This is a genomic window from Mucilaginibacter aquariorum, from assembly GCF_024498135.1.
Taxonomy (GTDB): domain Bacteria; phylum Bacteroidota; class Bacteroidia; order Sphingobacteriales; family Sphingobacteriaceae; genus Mucilaginibacter; species Mucilaginibacter aquariorum.
Genome location: NZ_JANHOH010000012.1, coordinates 63,841 through 80,611, shown reverse-complemented (window position 1 = coordinate 80,611; position 16,771 = coordinate 63,841). Strand labels below are relative to the sequence as shown.

The following is a 16,771-nucleotide window of genomic DNA, read 5'->3' as shown; positions in this document are numbered from 1 at the left end:
TCACCGCAGGAGCTTCTGAAAGAGGCCCTGCGCCATAACTCCCCACCCTGTCATTTCGAACGAGGTACGAGGAGAAATCTTTTACACCATGCGAACTTGCATATCCGGATGCATAGTGTAAAAGATTTCTCTTCGCTCCGTTGCACGACCCTGCCCGGGCTCGTTCGAAATGACATGGTGGTTAGTAACACACGCGGCACGCGTGCGCCAGCGTAGCGTAGTCGGGGTGAGTAAACTAATGAAGCAGTGGTCAACATTGTCATGGTGAGCCTGTCGAACCATTAGCCCGGCGTACAAGTCTTCGACAGGCTCAGACTGACACCATCGGCTTATCTCACCGCAGGAGCTTCTGAAAGAGGCCCTGCGCCATAACTCCCCACCCTGTCATTTCTCCTCACCCCATTTCACAATCCCAGCCCCTGTTCGTTCGAAATGACATGGTGGTTAGGAACACACGTGGCACGCGTGAGCCAGCGAGGAGGTTAATACTGTCATGGTGAGCCTGTCGAACCATTAGCCCGGCGTATAAGTCTTCGACAGGCTCAGACTGACACAATCGGCTTATGCCCTCGCAGGATCTTCTGAAAGAGACCCTGCGCCATAGTTCCCCACCCTGTCATTTTACCTCACCTCACTTCACATTCCAGTCCCTGTTCGTTCGAAATGACAGGGTGGCCAGGCACACACATGGCACCGTGTGCCTGCGAGGGTATCAAATATCTGCAATCTGCACTAACATCTGCCTACAATTTTTACGTACTTTATATAACGTATAAAAAAAGTAAATTACAACAACAGCCACAACCCAATAGGCCCTTGTATCTGTGGTTGCACCGATAAAAACTATCCATAATGCAAAAATCACAGGAGGAATGTAATCAACGGTATATTTCATCTCCAAAATTCCGCTTTTCTCACTTTCTACAATTTCTATTTCTCCATAATGGGTATATAATGCCACTTCATGCCTTGGCATATAGCCGGGATTTCGTGTAAAAGTAAATTTATACCCGGTCTTATTCACTACGCTATAGTCCCATTCATTCAATACGGATTCTATTTGGTCTGTGATTTCTGGCAGACTGTTTTGCAGAAGATTCAATTTCTTGTTGAATTTTTAAACTAATCATCCACTTGCCCATATAAAGGTATTTAACAACAATATTAAAAATTATATTTATAACTCAGCACAGATGAAAAATGGGCGTTTGTCCTCGCAGGGTCTTCTGAAAGAGACCCTGAGCCATATGCCATATGCAAGGCATCGCAGGATCCACAATGTGAGACTCTGCGGCGACAAAGTAGTCCATATTGTCATGGTGAGCCTGTCGAACCATTAGCCCGGCGTATAAGTCTTCGACAGGCTCAGACTGGCATGCTATTTGGAACAAAAAGCCGCTAAAAACAGCGGTTTTTTTAGGAAATAAATATTGGTCTTGTCTCTTGATTCTTGCCTCTTGACTCTCCTACCCCACTATCTTCATATGCTCTGCATCCCAGTGAATAACCTTATTTTGGAAATAGCTATCGTTACATGCCAGGCATGGCGCAGCGGCCCTAAACCCAAATACGGCATCTTCCACAACAGGTTTACCGGTGCGTACCGATTCCATGAAGTTGGCAAAGTGATCGTTTGAGGCGTTGTAATCGTCGGGCGCGCGATAGGTAATATCCGGAATATGTGGCGTTTCCTGATCGGTTGGTGAAAAACGTTTGTTGTAATCGTCCATCAAAGCCTTTTGCTCGGCTTCTGTATAGGTAAATAACGAATCCCAACCGCCTATGCCCGGCGCTACCGACATTTTATTTTTACGGATAGTAAAGCTCTCTCCTTCGCCACCAAGGTCTATTACCCCTTCCGATCCTACTATTTTAGTTGTACCATGATCGCCCTCCCCGCTTATAAAATTAACCCGCAGGGTAACCTGGAAAGCAGGATGTTCTTTTGTATCGCCGTAATGTATTACAGCGCTCATTACATCGGGCACATTACGGCCATCTTTCCAGTAAGTAAGATCGCCTATGGCATAAATGCGCTCCGGCCCCTTTGAACCGGTAATAAAATGAATCCCGCTTAGCAGGTGCACAAATAAGTCGCCCGCTACACCCGTGCCGTACTCGCGGTAATTTCTCCACCTAAAAAACCGGTTCTGGTCAAAGTCATGTTTAACTTTGGCGTTCGACTGAAACCTTGCCCAATCCACATTCTGTATATTGCCATCAGTAGGGATAGTGTATTGCCAGGCACCCAAAGCGCTCTGGCGATTAAACGATGCTTCGATAGAGTTTATCTTACCTATAGCGCCGGCCTCGTACATTTCTTTAGCCTTGCGGTAAGCTATACTGCTCACCCTTTGGCTGCCCACCTGGAAAACCATTTTGGTGTCTTTTTGCGCCTGTATTTCGGCAAGACCCTGGCTTATCAGGTGTACCATTGGTTTTTCGCTATACACTGCTTTGCCTTTGTGCATGGCATCAATAGCTATCTGGCTGTGCCAGTTATCGCTGGTGGCTATAATAACCGCGTCAATATCTTTACGCTCCAATAAATTGCGATAATCGTTAGTAGTATACAAATCTTTGCCATAAACCTCTTTAGAACGATCAAGGCGGCCTTTGTACAGGTCGCAAACACCAACCAGCTCTACACCAGGGACACTTAATGCGGCCTTGGTATCATTAAACCCCATAATCCCCATGCCAATGGTGGCTATCCGTATTTTATCGTTCGGGCTTACGCGTTTCTGCTCACGTAATATCCTTACTTCGTTTTCTTCTTTAGCTGCTAAGCTGGTAAGCGAGGCCGATGTCAGTAAAACTGAGGTACCCAAATGCTTCAAAAATTTCCTACGGTCGGTTGACATGATTCTAATTAGTTAAGCTTTAATAATTGGTTAATTAACTGCAGGCGCAGTTACGGTTTACGAAAGGCAATTTAATAAAAAAACCATAATGAAAATATGTTTCGCAAACTTTTTAATATTATTTAAAAAGTTATAAATTGCATGTTGATACCTCAGTTATAAACCATCAATTATAGTACATGAAAAAATTATGCTTACTGGTATGCTCCTGCCTTATAGGAACGCTCGCTTTTGGCCAGGCAAACTCAACAATTGCCATTATCCCCGAGCCTGTAAAAATCACCCAACACACCGGCAGATTTGTGCTGCCAAAGGTTTTGGTTGTACAATCGGTTTCGCAGGATGCGATGACACCGGTGCTTAATCTTATTAAAAATAAGTTTTCGACCGCTACAGGCAAAATTATTCGTGTAAGAGAGGCGGCGCCTAATGCTACAATTAAACTGGTGCTTAATAAAACACCCGATAATGTAATTGGCAAAGAAGGCTACTACCTGTCTGTTAAAGCAAAAAGCATTACAATAAGGGCCAATGCCGAAGCCGGTTTATATTATGGTGTACAAACCTTACTGCAATTACTGCCCAATCAAATTGAAGGTAAAGAAATTGCTAAGAATGTAACCTGGGCTGTACCCATTGTTGATATAACCGATTACCCGCGTTTTGAATGGAGAGGATTAATGTTTGATGTATCGCGCCATTTCTTCACCAAAAAAGAGGTAATGAGCTATATTGATAACATGGCAAAATATAAGCTTAATCTTTTCCACTGGCATTTAACAGATGATGAAGGCTGGCGTGTAGAGATAAAAAGCTACCCTAAGCTAACTACGGTGGGCGCTTATAATGTAAAACGTGAAGGTGAGTTTGGAAACTTTATCCCGCCAAAACCTGATGAGCCCCGCACTTACGGTGGTTATTATACACAAGACGATATCCGTGAAGTGATCAAATACGCTAAGGACAGGTTTGTAAACATTATGCCCGAAGTTGATGTGCCCGGCCACAGCCTTGCCGCTGTTGTAGCATATCCCGAGTTATCGGCCACCGCCGGTGCAGATAAATACTCGGTACGCTCCGGCGAGAGGATAATGGACTGGTCGAAACCCGGGCACCCGGCCCTGGTAGATAACACCTTAAACCCAGCCGGAGAATTCACCTATACCTTTTTAGACAAGGTGGTTGGCGAGATAGCAGAGCTATTCCCTTTCCCGTATATCCACATGGGCGGCGATGAATGTGCCAAAAACTTTTGGGAGCAAAGCGATGCCGTTAAAGCTTTAATGGCCAAAGAAAACCTGAAAACACAGGAAGAGGTGCAAAGCTATTTTGAAAAACGACTTGAAAAGATAGTTGAATCAAAAGGCAAAAAATTTATGGGTTGGGATGAAATATTGGAAGGTGGCATTGGCCCCAACGCTGCCCTGATGAGCTGGCGCGGGGTTAAAGGTGGTATTGAAGCGGCCAAACTTGGCCACGAAGTAGTAATGAGCCCAACCACCTTTGTTTACCTTGATTATATGCAAAGCGACCGTATAATGGAGCCACGTGTATATGCATCGTTACGCTTAAGCAAAACCTACGAGTTTGACCCGGTACCGGCTGGTGTTGATGCTAAATTGATTAAAGGCGGGCAAGCAAACCTGTGGACCGAACAGGTGTACAACATTCGCCAGGCAGAGTACATGACCTGGCCACGCGGTTTTGCATTGGCAGAGAGTGTATGGTCGCCGCCTGCTAAAAAGAATTTCAACACATTCTTTACCAAGGTGGAGAAACATTTCGACCGTTTTAACCTGGCCGAGACCAAATATGCGCCAAGTGCCTATGATCCTGATTTTAAACCGGGCCGTAATGCCGATAGCACTTTAAATGTCACCCTTACTACTGAGGTGCCAGGGTTAGATATTTACTACAGCTTCGATAATTCGTACCCCGACAATTTCTATCCAAAATATATTGGAGTGCTTAATATCCCAATAGATGCTACGCAGTTGAGGGTTATTACTTATCGTGGCAAGAAACCGGTTGGCCGTATGATTACCATGCCGATTGCCGAGTTAAAAAGTAGATTAAAATAAGTTTGCAGATATTAGTTTACAGCTTGCAAGAAAACCGCACCAGTTTGGTGCGGCTTTCTTTTTATTTGGAAAATATTAAGAGTCTTAGTCTTTCCTCTTCATCCTTGAAAAAGGGAAACCATTACAGCCTTTCTTTGGATTTTGACGGTCGGTTTTGGCCGTATTTTGGGCGATAATATCCGTTTTTGCGTCGTAAATACTCAGGCAAAAACCCCATTTCCAGGGCTCCATATTGCTGAACTGCATATAATCTATCCGGGTATACAAGCCGCCCTCACCGGGGTTTTGATCATCGTTGCGGGCAACTATATACTGGTCTTTAACATTCCATTTTATGATATGGTATTTAGTGCGGGGCTGCTGTATAAACAAAGTATCATTTATGGTATAACGGATGCCGTAATCATCCACAAAATTGCCTTTAAACATAGCAGGAATATCATTGGTATGGTGCGTAGGTTTTTTATCGCCAATACTAATTATCGATAAGAACAGGATAAAGAAAGCCAGTTTTTGCATGTGCTAATTTATTGATTTTTAACCATAGAGAGGGCCGAGGATTTGTATGTCTTTAAACACAGAGGGCACGGAGAAATAATCTCCGTGCCCTCTGTGAAAATCTTTGTGTCCTCTGTGGTAAAATTTACGCTTATTTCACCGCGAAAAGTGTTTCATAATTTTTACGGTAGTAATACGCCAGGAACAGGTTACCAATTAGCAAGGCTACTGCTGTCGGGATCCCTTCAGGGGCTACAAATATGTGTGTTAATAAAATATTTATGACAATTGGAAATATAACAACTGTAGCTAGAGTTACGAAGCGCCCTGTTAAAAATAATATAGAGCATATCAATTCTGTTACTTTTATAAAGGTTAGTAAATAGCCGGATGCCATTATACCCGCCATAAAAGTTTTGTTGGCCTCGCTCATTTCGGGCATTTTACCCATATCAATTTTAAAAAGCACTACAACCGATGCGAACAGGAACATAAGCCCCATCAGTGTACGAACAATGATCATTGCAATTTTCATAATATTTAGTTTTAGGTTTGTGTGTTTAGTTTATTGTTTTTCCAGTATCTGTTTTAAATTATTCAGGCTTATCTCCATATCCTTACCCAGCATTTTATCCATATTCATAAATAGCAGCATAGCATTCATTGGGAAAGCCATTTTACTATCAAAATTCCATTTCACACTGGTAGCATCCTCACTAATTGTTTGTGTGGCTATGTAAGTATCGGCTACGCCGGTAAACGGTTTTATAAACACCACACGGATGTCTATCCTTTCGCCGTCTACAATTTTTTCTATCGTTTGGTGGCCTTTCCCCGCTTGCTTCATATCGCTGTCCCAGGCGGCATTAAAGCCTTCTGTTCCGTCTGTACCGGTATAGGTTATGCGTTTATTGGGGTCGGTCATTACCCATTTACTGTAGTGATCCATATTGCGCAGGTATTTAATATAATCGAATACTTGCTGGCGGGGTGCTTTAATAATAATGCTGCGATTAACATTATAGGCTTTTGGTGCAATTAAAGCTAATACAAGCACTACTACAATTATACCTGCAAAAATCCCCAGGATGGTTGTTACTGTATCATTCATAATTATGCGGTTTTAATGGTATCGTATCGTTTCCAGAAGTAGTACAAGATAAACATTACAACAAGAATTACCAATGGAAACATCAGTAAACCAATACCATCGCCAACAAAAGCCCTTGATGCAGATGCGCCAACAAAGGTGATAAAGAAGCCTGCAAACGCCCACTCTTTAATAGTTTTTAAACTATTTTGGGCTATTGCTATAGCCCCTAACACTTTAAATACGCCTGTTATTACCATTATGTAAATGGGGTACCCCAGGTGCCTCATAACTTCCTGGCCGGTTTTTTCGCGGGCAATACCAGCTCCGCCATCCATCGCCATAAACAAAACAAAGATGACGGTGAGTACCCAGTAAATGATTTTTATTGTTTTTGGTTTCATGATAAGGTTAGGTTTATGTTTATTTCTCCTCGGTAAATATACCCCAGCGTATACCAAATTTATCAATCACGTTGCCCATGGTACCGGCAAAAAAGGTCATAATAGGATGCACCACCTTGCCACCTTCTGCCAGCTTATCAAATTTTTGCTGCACCTCGGCTTTATTCGCACAAGTTAAGGTTAGCGATACCGCACCTATCTGCGCATCTATAGTTGCATCGGGCATATCGGTTGCCAATAATGAAAAATCGCTCCCGGTAAGGTCGGCGTGCAGTATACCCTGCTGCGCTTCGGCAGGGAACATATCCTTCATAGGCGAATCTTTTACCGGCATCAGGCTAAGCTCTCCGCCTAATAAGCCGTGGTAAAAAGTCATTGCTTCAGCGCATTTGTTATCTTTAAAGTTGATGTAAGCATTAATTTTTAACATGATTTCTATCTTTTATGGTTTATAAATGGTTATGTAAGCACTTCGCAGTAGTGTCCGTTCAATTTAAGCAATTCTATTATGCGGTTGGCACAAAAGTCCTTGCCTTCTACCCGTAGTATCTTGTCGCAATCTTCCAGGTCGAAGTTTATTTTACTGGCCGGGAATTGTTCTAATAGCTTTTGAATAAGTATCCTTGACCTATCCATCTCCTGCACATTTGTTTTAAAAACCTCGATCATCATAAAATTAATTATTTGATACAATACAAAGGTGCGTGTCTTTAGTATATTTAAAGGGGTGTAATTACGACAATCTAAGGGGTTGATTGCGACGATGATACCATCTAACTTTGAAACTATGAAACACATATCAATACTTATCCCGCAGGGCGAAACCAGCCTGAGCAACATAGAGGCCACCTATAAGATGTTCTCGATGGTAAACCAAACGCTTGACAGAATGAAGAAAGCGCCGCTGTTTAAGATACAATTGGTTGGTTTAAATAAAGAAACCGCGTTAACTAACGGCCTATTCACCATTAAGCCCGAGTTTACCTTTGATGAGATTACTAAAACCGACCTCATTATTATCCCCGCGGTGCATGGCGATATAAATAAGGTACTAAGCGATAACAGCGATTTTATCCCCTGGATAATAAAACAGTATAAAACGGGCGCTGAAGTGGTATCGCTTTGCATAGGCGCCTTTATACTGGCCTCTACAGGGCTGTTAAAAGGCCGTAGCTGCACTACACATTGGCTAATGGCCGATGAATTTAGAAAGATGTTCCCCGATATAAACTTAATGCCCTATAAGATAATTACAGACGAGGGCGGCATATATACCAGCGGGGGTGCCTACTCATCTCTCAATTTACTTTTATACCTGGTTGAGAAATTTGCCGGCAGAGATATGGCTATCAACTCATCAAAAATATTTGAGATAGATATTGAACGCAACAGCCAATCGCTGTTCATCATCTTCCACGGGCAAAAGGACCATGATGACGATGTAATTAAAAAAGCGCAGGACTTTATTGAGCACAACTACCAGGAAAAAATTACGGTAGATCACCTCGCATCGATGCTTGCCCTAAGCCGCCGGCACTTAGAACGCCGCTTTAAAAAGGCCACATCAAACACCGTGGTAGAATATATGCAGCGCGTACGTATCGAAGCCGCGAAAATGAGCCTGGAAACCATCCGCGAAAACGTGAACGAGGTAATGTACAACGTTGGCTACACCGATACTAAAGCTTTCCGGATGATATTTAAAAAGATAACCGGCCTGTCGCCGGCCGAATACAGGAATAAGTACAGTAAGGATGTAGCGGCTTAGCACCTATTTTCCTCGCCAAGCAGAGGGACAAATACAATAAATTATGCGAAACATTAAACTACTGGTTTTTAATTTAATACTGATTATGACTACTAATGCAACAGAAGCCCAAACTGCGGGCAAATATGCCCATGTTAACGGCATAAAAATGTACTATGAGATCCACGGAACAGGCAGTCCGCTGGTTTTGATACATGGCGGAGGTTCTACCATAAAAACAAATTTTAGCCGAATAATGCCTGTGCTGGCAAAAACCCACCAGGTTATAGCAGTTGAGCTGCAAGCCCACGGCCATACCGGTGACCGCGATGCACCGGAAACTTTTGCACAGGATGCTGATGATGTAGCGGAACTATTAAAGCAATTAAACATACCTAAGGCTGATATATTGGGCTTTAGTAATGGTGGTCAAACCTGTTTGGAACTGGGCATTAGGCACGCGGATAAAGTGCGCAAATTGATAATAGCCTCGGCCTTTTATCAACGTGATGCCGCCCCGGAAGCTTTTTGGAAGGGATTTGAAAAGCCCGATTTTAGCCACATGCCGCAGATTTATAAAGATGAATATTTAAAGATAGGTACACAGGAAGGCCTGATGAATATGTTTAATAAGGATGTGCAGCGGATGTACACATTTAAAGGTTGGACGGACGAAGATCTGCAAAAGATACAGGCACCCTCGCTTGTTGTGATAGGCGACCAGGACTTGCCAACACCAGAGCATGCTGCCAAAATGAGCCGCACCTTACCGCATGGCCGTTTAGCTATATTGCCCGGCACGCATGGCAGCTATATAGGCGAAGCTTTTTTGCCCAAACCAGAGAGTAAAATACCAGACCTGTTTGTGGCGATGGTGAATGAGTTTTTGGCGGATGAGCTATAATTTGGCGAGACACCGAACCCCGGGGCGGGCATTACTCCTTCTCCGGGTCTTCCGGGTCCACCATCGATGAATCTATCTCATCTTTTTCAAAAGCCTTTTCATCTTTACGGTTACGCCATACTAACCATATCACCAATGCCAATAGCACTACTGCTATTATACCGAGTGTGAAATAATTGATTTGCATACAGTTACACTCACAAGTAATGTGCCTAAAATCAAACATTGTTGTCTAATTATAAGCCTTTTATAATAAGTATAGTATATGGAGCATTAGGTTGGCAGGAACATGTCCCTGGCTCATACAGGTGCCTTAGCTATTAATACTGTTCACCTCCAGCAGCACTTATCCTCTCATTATTAAGTATTTATATTTAGCTTTGAGTAGCTATTGTTCACTAAATACATGGTTATGAAAAGAAATAAGTTTCTTGGGGCATTGTTAGCTACCGCAGTAGTTCCGCTGGTTGGAAAATCATTTAATTACAAAAATATTGTTAGGACAGGGAAAGGCTTTAAGACTGCGGCCGGCGAGGGCAGGCTACACGGCCATATTAAACTAAAAGGTGTCAATCAAAATGTTCTTGATGTGAAAGTATCTGGTAGCGATACTAACGGACAATTTGCCATATTTGAACAAACCAGCCTATCTCAAGGTAAAGGGACACCCTTACATATCCATCACTCGCAAGATGAAGTTTTTTATGTTTTAGAAGGCGAATATCAGTTTAAGGTAGGAGATGACAGTTACCATCTTAAAGCCGGTGATAGTATATTTTTACCCATGAAAGTAGCACATGCATGGACTCAGGTTTCTGAAAAAGGAAAAATGACTGTGACTTTGCAACCAGCCGGCAAATTAGAGAGCTTTTTTGTAACAATAGCAGCCCTTGATCATGAGCCGTCACAAGAAGAGTTAGCTAAGATATTTTCTGATAACGAGATGCAAGTTGTAGGCCCACCATTAAAGCTTCAATAATAAAAGCGGTTGCATCACTAAAGAGAATGCTCCAATCATAGATCATTTTCTTTTTTAAAACATTTAATCCCTGCTGACATACTGCTGTCATTTGCCTATAGTTTCTTTGTATCATAAACTTAAAACTATAAGCCATGACAAACACAACAGCAACAACTAACACCCCGGTAATAACATCTGATGCTTTTTTGAAAAACTGGCAGGCGCATCGCGCGTTAAGCCGCAGGGTGCTGGCTGCCTTCCCCGAGAAAGAGCTTTTTGAATTTACCATAGGCGGCATGCGCGCCTATAACCACCTTGCCGGCGAAATGCTTGGCCTGGCAAGTGCCGGCATGAACGGCGTTGTAACCGGCAAATGGGAGACCACCCCTGCGCTCGATCATTTTAATGACAGCATACACCTTACCACCAAAGCCGAAATATTAGAAGCATGGGATGAAGTAACCGAACAAATAGATGTATTATGGCCGCAAATACCTGCCGAACGTTTTTCTGAAACAGAAGCCGCTTTTGGCCAATACCCAAACACTATTATAAATACGCTACAGTATCTTTTTGATAACGAGATCCACCACCGCGGCCAGGGTTATGTTTATCTGCGCGCACTGGGTATAGAGCCGCCCGCGTTTTGGGACAGGTTTTAATTCCGCCCGGCGGAAGGGTTAGATGACAGCGGTATAAGTGCTTGCAGGATACCGAATAAGCCAAATCAGCATCCGATAAAATGTATCAGTTGCTGATTTGGTGTCATACTTGCGACACCAATAAAATCAGATGTCTGATTATTAAGAATTTACGAGTGTCCACGGCGTTCACGTGTGGTGAACGTGAACACTTCCCCCAACCTTGTAATGACCGGCTGGCTATGGTTTATTTGCTAAAACCGCCACACCAACACCCTGCTGGTTTTTTGCCCTTGCGACATGGTGATGGTTTTTACATCGGCCGCCTTGTAATAATCAAGCGATTTATAGCAGCCATCTAATGTGGTTTTCTTTGATATCAACGAAGAAAACCACTTGCACGATCTTGCAAACTGCTTACTCTCGGTTATCATTTTATTAAGGAAACGTGGTTCACCTCCTTCGTACCAAAGCTCGTTATTACGGCCGCCAAAGTTTAGGTCGGTACCTTTGTCCTGCCCCAGGTTTTTCCACTTGCGGCTCGATTTTTCTTTAACTTCTTTTGATGATGAGTGAAACGGTGGGTTGCACATGGTCATATCAAATTTTTCGCCTGGCTTTATAATACCGTCGAAAATGTTTGCATAAGTTGTTTGCTTACGAATCTCTATTGCACCGCCTAATCCGTTATCCTCAATTATCTTTTTCGCCGAAGCAGCGGCTATGTAATCTGCCTCGCTTCCTACAAAATCCCAGCCGTATGTTTTGTGGCCTATAAGTGGGTAGATACAGTTTGCCCCAACACCAATATCAAGCACTTTAATTGTTTTACCTGTTGGCACTACGCCGTTATTGCCTTCGGCCAGTACATCGGCAATGTAATGGATATAATCAGCCCGGCCGGGGATAGGTGGGCACAAAAAGCCCTCTGGGATATCCCAGGTATTCACACCATAATGCTGTTTTAGCAAAGCCTGGTTAAGCGTTCTCACCGCATCAGGGTCGGTAAAATCAATAGACAGATCATCGTGTTCGTTCTGCGAAACAAATTCGCGCAGCCCGGGCAAGGCTTTTACCAGCGCTGCAAAATCGTACCGGTTACGGTGCGCGTTACGCGGGTGCAGGTTTAGTTTTTCGTCGGGTTGGGATGTTGATTGATCTGCCATAATATTTTGCAAAGGTAGAAAGTATATTTGCAATCATAATAAGCTATGCTACAACCAAAGATAGAAACCATACGAGCAAAAAAGTTAATGGGCAAAAAAATACAAATGAGTTTGGCCGATAACAAGACCCGCGCGCTATTTCAAAGCTTTATGCCTAGCCGCCATCAAATAAAAAACAAAGTGAATGCCGATGTAATTTGCATGCAGGTTTATAACACATCGCTTAATTTTAAAGATTTCACTCTAAACACAGTCCATCAAAAATGGGCTGCCGTTGAGGTTACTGATTTTAACTTAGTACCGGATGATATGGAAATCTTTACATTACAAGGTGGCATGTATGCCGTATTCTTATACAAAGGCACCCCGGCTGCTTTTGGGCCAACATTTAACTACATTTTTAATACCTGGCTACCCGCATCTGCTTACGAAGTAGATAACCGCCCGCATTTTGAAATATTGGGTGAGAAGTATAAAAATGATGACCCGGAATCTGAAGAAGAAATTTGGGTGCCCATCAGGCTAAAACAACCACTCTAAAAGCTATTGTAACCCTTTTTGCCCCAAATGCCGGTTACCTGCTAAAATCATCCAACTTCTAATTATTCCAGTTTACTTGCCGGCTCATTGCTATGTAAAAAAGAAAGCCTTCGGCATAATGCCGAAGGCTTTCTTTTTTATCGTTTTACTATCTCTATTCTACCTTCTTTACCACAAAATCTTCAAACACAACCGGGAAGTTTAATTTGCCCGGTGCAGCAGCCACTATACCTATTTCGGCCTTTACATTTGGCGGGAAATAAGCCAGCCGCAGCATTTTAAAATCTTTGTTGTCGAAAGAATAGCGGATCTCTACATAATCACCTTTACGCAGCAATTTAAGCCAGATAGATCTGGGGCTATCCGTGCGCGGCACTACCGACCAATCCGACACTTCGCGTGTTACTACAGCGCTTACATTTTGCACGCCATCTACATATTCAATCCCGGTTTTTATCCAGTTCTTGTTATCTATCCGCACCATTAAACCGGCCTGGTGAAAAAGTTCCTGGTAGTTCCCGGTTATTTTTACCGATGCCTCAAAGTTCCCCTCCGCTTCCTCGAAATAAAACGGCCCCGAATCACGAATAAAACCATAATGGGTTATGCGCCAATAATCTGTACCCGGGTCAACCGTCATGGTCAGTTTTTGGGCGTTGCCTTCCCATTTCTTTGGTTCGTTAAGCCATTTCATTGCTTTGTTATTTTGTGCCGATACCGCGCAGGTTATTAATATAAAAGACAGGGCTATAAAATATTTTTTCATAGAGGTGCGATGTTGAGTGGCAATACTACAGAAAATTAGGGAAATGGTTTTTTCTAAAAACTTATTCCTTTATCCATTTACTTTTAAAGCCCAGGCGTTTTAAGCCGTTGCGGATATCCGGGTTGTTCATCAATAGTTTCCATATAAGCCCGCTGCGATAGTTCTCTATCATCACTACAATAGGCCCCTGATCTATTGCCAAATGTGTTTTGGCATACCAGTTATGCGATTCGCTAAAGCCATCGGCAAAACCATACGGCCCCCAGATTTTATCGCCCAGGTCATAATAAAAATGTTTAAGGGCCTGCATAGAATACTTCGGGGTATAAGGAAATGACGAGAGCGCCGCTGTAGGCTGTATCACACCATAATCAACTTCGGGGCAATGGGCAACATAACCTTTATAGCTGTCACCGGCTGTTAATCCCCAGCAATTCTCACCGTAACCTTTATACTTTTTAGGGTTCTCGATGCAATAGGCACGGTTTATCAAGGTGTGATTTTTTGTTTGTACGGCGTAATCAATCCCATGATCATCTGTTAGTCCGTTAGGGTCGATACCCATATAGGTATATTGTTCAAAAAACAGTGGCCCGCCCTTGTCAAAATTCCCCAAAGGCAACTCGTGACCGTAATAGGTTTTACCATTTTTCCAGCTATCAGATTTAACCCAGCTATTTTCGTAAAGCTCTTTTGATATGGGGTGCCTTGGTGATGATGCCGAAACAATATAAGTGATTAAAGCTTCGTCGTACCCGCCAACCGGAAAGTTCATATCAAAATCGTTGCTTGGGCTCCAGTGCCAGTACAAGTGCTTGTTATCTTCTTTACTGTGCCAGTTCCAGTTAGCTGCATCCCACATTTGCTGTACTCGTTTCTGAAAATATTTTTCGGCTTTTGTATTTCCGTTAAAATACTCTTTGGCGCCCAAAAGGCCCATCATCAGGTACGATGTTTCTACAATATCGGCGCCATCATCTAACCTGTCAAAAGCAATAGTTTTACCTGTGGCGCCATTCATAAAATGCGGATAGATGCCATGGTAGCAGTCGGCCTTTATTAAGAAATCTACAATTTGTATGAGGCGTTTTAAAGCGGTATCCCTGCCTATCCAACCGCGGTTTGTTGCAACAACTGTTGCCAGGATGCCCATACCCGTTCCACCTATCGCACAGGCTTCGGGGCCAAAGGTGCCTTTGCTTAGGTTCGGCTCATCGTATGCTTCGTTTATATAATCCCAATAATACTCGCCCTTAACGGTGTTGTCCCTTTCGCGTGCAAGGCCGCTAACCGGGTGGGCAAAATGCCAGAAATATCTGAATGTTTGGCGCTGCACAATATCAAGCAGGGCCGAATCGCTGATGTTTTTGATAATGCCAACCGGGGCAATTGAAGCAAGCTCGGCAGGTTTAGCTTGTGACCTTTTTCTGGTTTGAGAAAAGGCACATAAACCTAACAATAAACCAACAATGGTGAGAGTAACCTTTCTTTTCATAATTAGTGGTGATGCTTTAAGGTTGACCCAATATAGCGCTTTATACGTTAGGTTAACCTTTAAGTGGCTTTACTATATTTTTTCACAAGCATTGCCAAGCCACCACCAAAAAGGCCGCATAGGCTGGCAAGTATGGTAACAAATATTGCGGTGCTTATCCAAACCGGGATAGTTGGATTATTTTTAAGATTCCCTGTATTGGCTTTTAAAAGCATTGAAATTTTCCAGCCGATGGTAGAGTCAAAAAGCCCTATGCCCGCAGAAATTAATAAGCCGGTGGTTAATCTTTTTCTTTGAGTGCCTGCAAAACCAAAGGCAATATAAATAATAAATGAAACCGGGGCTAAAATAGCAGCATTAAAGTTAAATTGCCGGGAAGCAATTGCTCCCAAGATATCACACAAACAAATTGCTATTAAGCCCCATAAAAGTATTTTGTATTCCTGTTTCATAGTTATTGCTGATATGCCTTGTTTTTATTCCTCATTAAACTTTTGTATATTTATCTTTCCCTTCTAAGTTTATCGCGGTGCATAGCCCCCCAGCTTGACAGGGAGGTTAAAACTCCATCCAAAGTATCGGCATACTCGGTTATCTGGTATTCTACAACTACAGGTGTCCCCGTATGCACTACACGGGTTACAAAACCATTCAATTCCAGCTCTTTTAGTTCGCTGGATAACACCCGGGCTGATATGCCATCTATCGAACGCTGTATCTCGTTAAAGCGCTTGCTACCATCCAATAAAGCAACTATTACCCGCAGTTTCCACTTACCGCCAATAACATAAAGGGCATCGCCTATTGAGGTAAGTCGGTTAGTACATTCCTGAGAAGCATGTTTGATCGATTTGCTCATAACTAATTGAATTTCAAAAAACTAACAAAAAGGTTACCACTAACCTTTTGTATACTACTAATATTTTATAACCAAATGTACATAGATTTGGCCATATAAAATATTTAAAACGATGAAAAAGATCCTTCATATTATTTCGAGCCCCAGGGGAGATGCTTCCCTGAGCATAAAATTAGGGAACGCTGTTGTTGAAAAAATACAGGCTGCTTATCCGGGCAGCACCGTAAAAGAAACCAATTTGGTAAATCAACAATTTCCACACCTGGAGGAAGCCCACATTGCTTCCTTTTACACTCCTGCAGAAAACAGGACGCCGGCAAATTTAGTGGCTATTAAACACTCTGAAGATGCTATATCAGAAATACAGGATGCCGATATTATTGTAATTGGTGTGCCTATTTACAACTTTAACATTCACTCTACTCTAAAAGCATGGATAGACCATATTGTTAGGCGGGGCGTTACTTTTAAGTACGACGAAAATGGCCCGCAGGGCTTACTACCGGGTAAAAAGGTTTACCTGGCATTAGCATCAGGTGGTATTTTTTCTGAAGGCCCAATGGCTGGTTTCGATTTTGCAGTACCTTACCTAAAACACATGTTGGGCTTTATTGGCTTAACAGATATTACGGTTTTCAGGGTTGAGGGCACATCTATACCGGGTATACAGGATACCGCTTTAGAAAAAGGCCTTAGCAGCATTCAGTTAAACTAAAATAGGTTTAAACGAAAGGGGAAAGATGCGATCACATCTT

21 protein-coding genes are annotated in these 16,771 nt (G+C 42.8%); 7 read left to right on the top strand and 14 right to left on the bottom strand.

Annotated elements, in window-relative coordinates; translation table 11 throughout:
- Positions 1-712: 712 nt before the first annotated feature.
- Positions 713-1,102: a hypothetical protein gene (locus NPE20_RS24710; RefSeq protein WP_256541386.1), complete on the bottom strand. Its 390-nt coding sequence runs from the start codon at positions 1,100-1,102 to the stop codon at positions 713-715.
- 364 nt (positions 1,103-1,466) lie between these two features.
- The gene (locus NPE20_RS24705) at positions 1,467-2,864 is read right to left on the bottom strand and encodes a Gfo/Idh/MocA family protein (protein WP_256541385.1); all 1,398 of its coding nucleotides are present in this window, start codon (positions 2,862-2,864) and stop codon (positions 1,467-1,469) included.
- 179 nt (positions 2,865-3,043) lie between these two features.
- On the opposite strand from NPE20_RS24705, the gene NPE20_RS24700 reads away from it, so the two are divergent.
- On the top strand, positions 3,044-4,945 hold the full coding sequence (locus NPE20_RS24700; protein ID WP_256541384.1) for a beta-N-acetylhexosaminidase: 1,902 nt from the start codon (positions 3,044-3,046) through the stop codon (positions 4,943-4,945).
- Between the two features lie 84 nt (positions 4,946-5,029).
- On the opposite strand, the gene NPE20_RS24695 is transcribed toward NPE20_RS24700, so the two are convergent.
- From NPE20_RS24695 to NPE20_RS24670, 6 genes are all read right to left on the bottom strand, one after another.
- Entirely contained in the window at positions 5,030-5,464 is a 435-nt protein-coding gene (locus tag NPE20_RS24695; RefSeq protein ID WP_256541383.1) for a hypothetical protein, read from the bottom strand.
- Positions 5,465-5,594: 130 nt separating this feature from the next.
- Positions 5,595-5,978: a DoxX family protein gene (locus NPE20_RS24690; RefSeq protein WP_256541382.1), complete on the bottom strand. Its 384-nt coding sequence runs from the start codon at positions 5,976-5,978 to the stop codon at positions 5,595-5,597.
- 30 nt (positions 5,979-6,008) lie between these two features.
- Positions 6,009-6,554 carry an SRPBCC family protein gene (locus tag NPE20_RS24685; RefSeq protein WP_256541381.1) on the bottom strand — a complete coding sequence of 182 codons (546 nt, stop codon included), beginning with the start codon at positions 6,552-6,554 and terminating at the stop codon, positions 6,009-6,011.
- A gap of 2 nt (positions 6,555-6,556) precedes the next feature.
- On the bottom strand, positions 6,557-6,937 hold the full coding sequence (locus NPE20_RS24680; RefSeq protein ID WP_256541380.1) for a DoxX family protein: 381 nt from the start codon (positions 6,935-6,937) through the stop codon (positions 6,557-6,559).
- Between the two features lie 19 nt (positions 6,938-6,956).
- Positions 6,957-7,367 carry a VOC family protein gene (locus NPE20_RS24675; RefSeq protein WP_256541379.1) on the bottom strand — a complete coding sequence of 137 codons (411 nt, stop codon included), beginning with the start codon at positions 7,365-7,367 and terminating at the stop codon, positions 6,957-6,959.
- A 29-nt stretch (positions 7,368-7,396) separates the two neighbouring features.
- Complete coding sequence (locus NPE20_RS24670; protein ID WP_256541378.1) at positions 7,397-7,609, bottom strand: hypothetical protein; 213 nt, start codon at positions 7,607-7,609, stop codon at positions 7,397-7,399.
- A gap of 115 nt (positions 7,610-7,724) precedes the next feature.
- Between NPE20_RS24670 and NPE20_RS24665 the strand changes: the two genes are divergently transcribed.
- Together NPE20_RS24665 and NPE20_RS24660 are read left to right on the top strand one after the other, a co-directional pair.
- Positions 7,725-8,705 carry a GlxA family transcriptional regulator gene (locus NPE20_RS24665; RefSeq protein WP_256541377.1) on the top strand — a complete coding sequence of 327 codons (981 nt, stop codon included), beginning with the start codon at positions 7,725-7,727 and terminating at the stop codon, positions 8,703-8,705.
- Between the two features lie 85 nt (positions 8,706-8,790).
- Positions 8,791-9,588, top strand: a complete 798-nt coding sequence (locus NPE20_RS24660) for an alpha/beta fold hydrolase (protein ID WP_256541376.1) — start codon at positions 8,791-8,793, stop codon at positions 9,586-9,588.
- 31 nt (positions 9,589-9,619) lie between these two features.
- Here NPE20_RS24660 and NPE20_RS24655 read toward each other — a convergent pair whose 3' ends face one another.
- Positions 9,620-9,775: a FeoB-associated Cys-rich membrane protein gene (locus NPE20_RS24655; protein WP_256541375.1), complete on the bottom strand. Its 156-nt coding sequence runs from the start codon at positions 9,773-9,775 to the stop codon at positions 9,620-9,622.
- A gap of 225 nt (positions 9,776-10,000) precedes the next feature.
- Here NPE20_RS24655 and NPE20_RS24650 point away from each other — a divergent pair, with 225 nt between their 5' ends.
- Both NPE20_RS24650 and NPE20_RS24645 read left to right on the top strand, forming a co-directional pair.
- Entirely contained in the window at positions 10,001-10,567 is a 567-nt protein-coding gene (locus NPE20_RS24650; protein ID WP_256541374.1) for a cupin domain-containing protein, read from the top strand.
- Between the two features lie 134 nt (positions 10,568-10,701).
- Positions 10,702-11,211, top strand: a complete 510-nt coding sequence (locus tag NPE20_RS24645; protein ID WP_256541373.1) for a DinB family protein — start codon at positions 10,702-10,704, stop codon at positions 11,209-11,211.
- Positions 11,212-11,444: 233 nt separating this feature from the next.
- Here the strand turns inward: NPE20_RS24645 and rlmF are convergent, their stop codons facing one another.
- A complete protein-coding gene (gene rlmF, locus NPE20_RS24640) occupies positions 11,445-12,356 on the bottom strand; it encodes a 23S rRNA (adenine(1618)-N(6))-methyltransferase RlmF (protein ID WP_256541372.1) in 912 nt (303 codons plus the stop codon).
- Between the two features lie 45 nt (positions 12,357-12,401).
- On the opposite strand from rlmF, the gene NPE20_RS24635 reads away from it, so the two are divergent.
- Positions 12,402-12,896, top strand: coding sequence for a GyrI-like domain-containing protein (locus NPE20_RS24635; protein ID WP_256541371.1), 495 nt, complete (start codon positions 12,402-12,404; stop codon positions 12,894-12,896).
- Between the two features lie 154 nt (positions 12,897-13,050).
- On the opposite strand, the gene NPE20_RS24630 is transcribed toward NPE20_RS24635, so the two are convergent.
- From NPE20_RS24630 to NPE20_RS24615, 4 genes are all read right to left on the bottom strand, one after another.
- On the bottom strand, positions 13,051-13,662 hold the full coding sequence (locus NPE20_RS24630) for a DUF1349 domain-containing protein (protein ID WP_256541370.1): 612 nt from the start codon (positions 13,660-13,662) through the stop codon (positions 13,051-13,053).
- A gap of 61 nt (positions 13,663-13,723) precedes the next feature.
- Positions 13,724-15,157 (bottom strand): glucoamylase family protein, encoded by a 1,434-nt coding sequence (locus NPE20_RS24625; protein WP_256541369.1) that lies wholly within the window; start codon positions 15,155-15,157, stop codon positions 13,724-13,726.
- A gap of 59 nt (positions 15,158-15,216) precedes the next feature.
- Positions 15,217-15,609, bottom strand: coding sequence for a hypothetical protein (locus NPE20_RS24620; protein WP_256541368.1), 393 nt, complete (start codon positions 15,607-15,609; stop codon positions 15,217-15,219).
- A gap of 50 nt (positions 15,610-15,659) precedes the next feature.
- A complete protein-coding gene (locus tag NPE20_RS24615) occupies positions 15,660-16,016 on the bottom strand; it encodes a winged helix-turn-helix transcriptional regulator (protein ID WP_256541367.1) in 357 nt (118 codons plus the stop codon).
- A 112-nt stretch (positions 16,017-16,128) separates the two neighbouring features.
- Here NPE20_RS24615 and NPE20_RS24610 point away from each other — a divergent pair, with 112 nt between their 5' ends.
- Positions 16,129-16,731, top strand: a complete 603-nt coding sequence (locus NPE20_RS24610) for an FMN-dependent NADH-azoreductase (protein WP_256541366.1) — start codon at positions 16,129-16,131, stop codon at positions 16,729-16,731.
- The last annotated feature ends 40 nt before the right edge of the window (positions 16,732-16,771 follow it).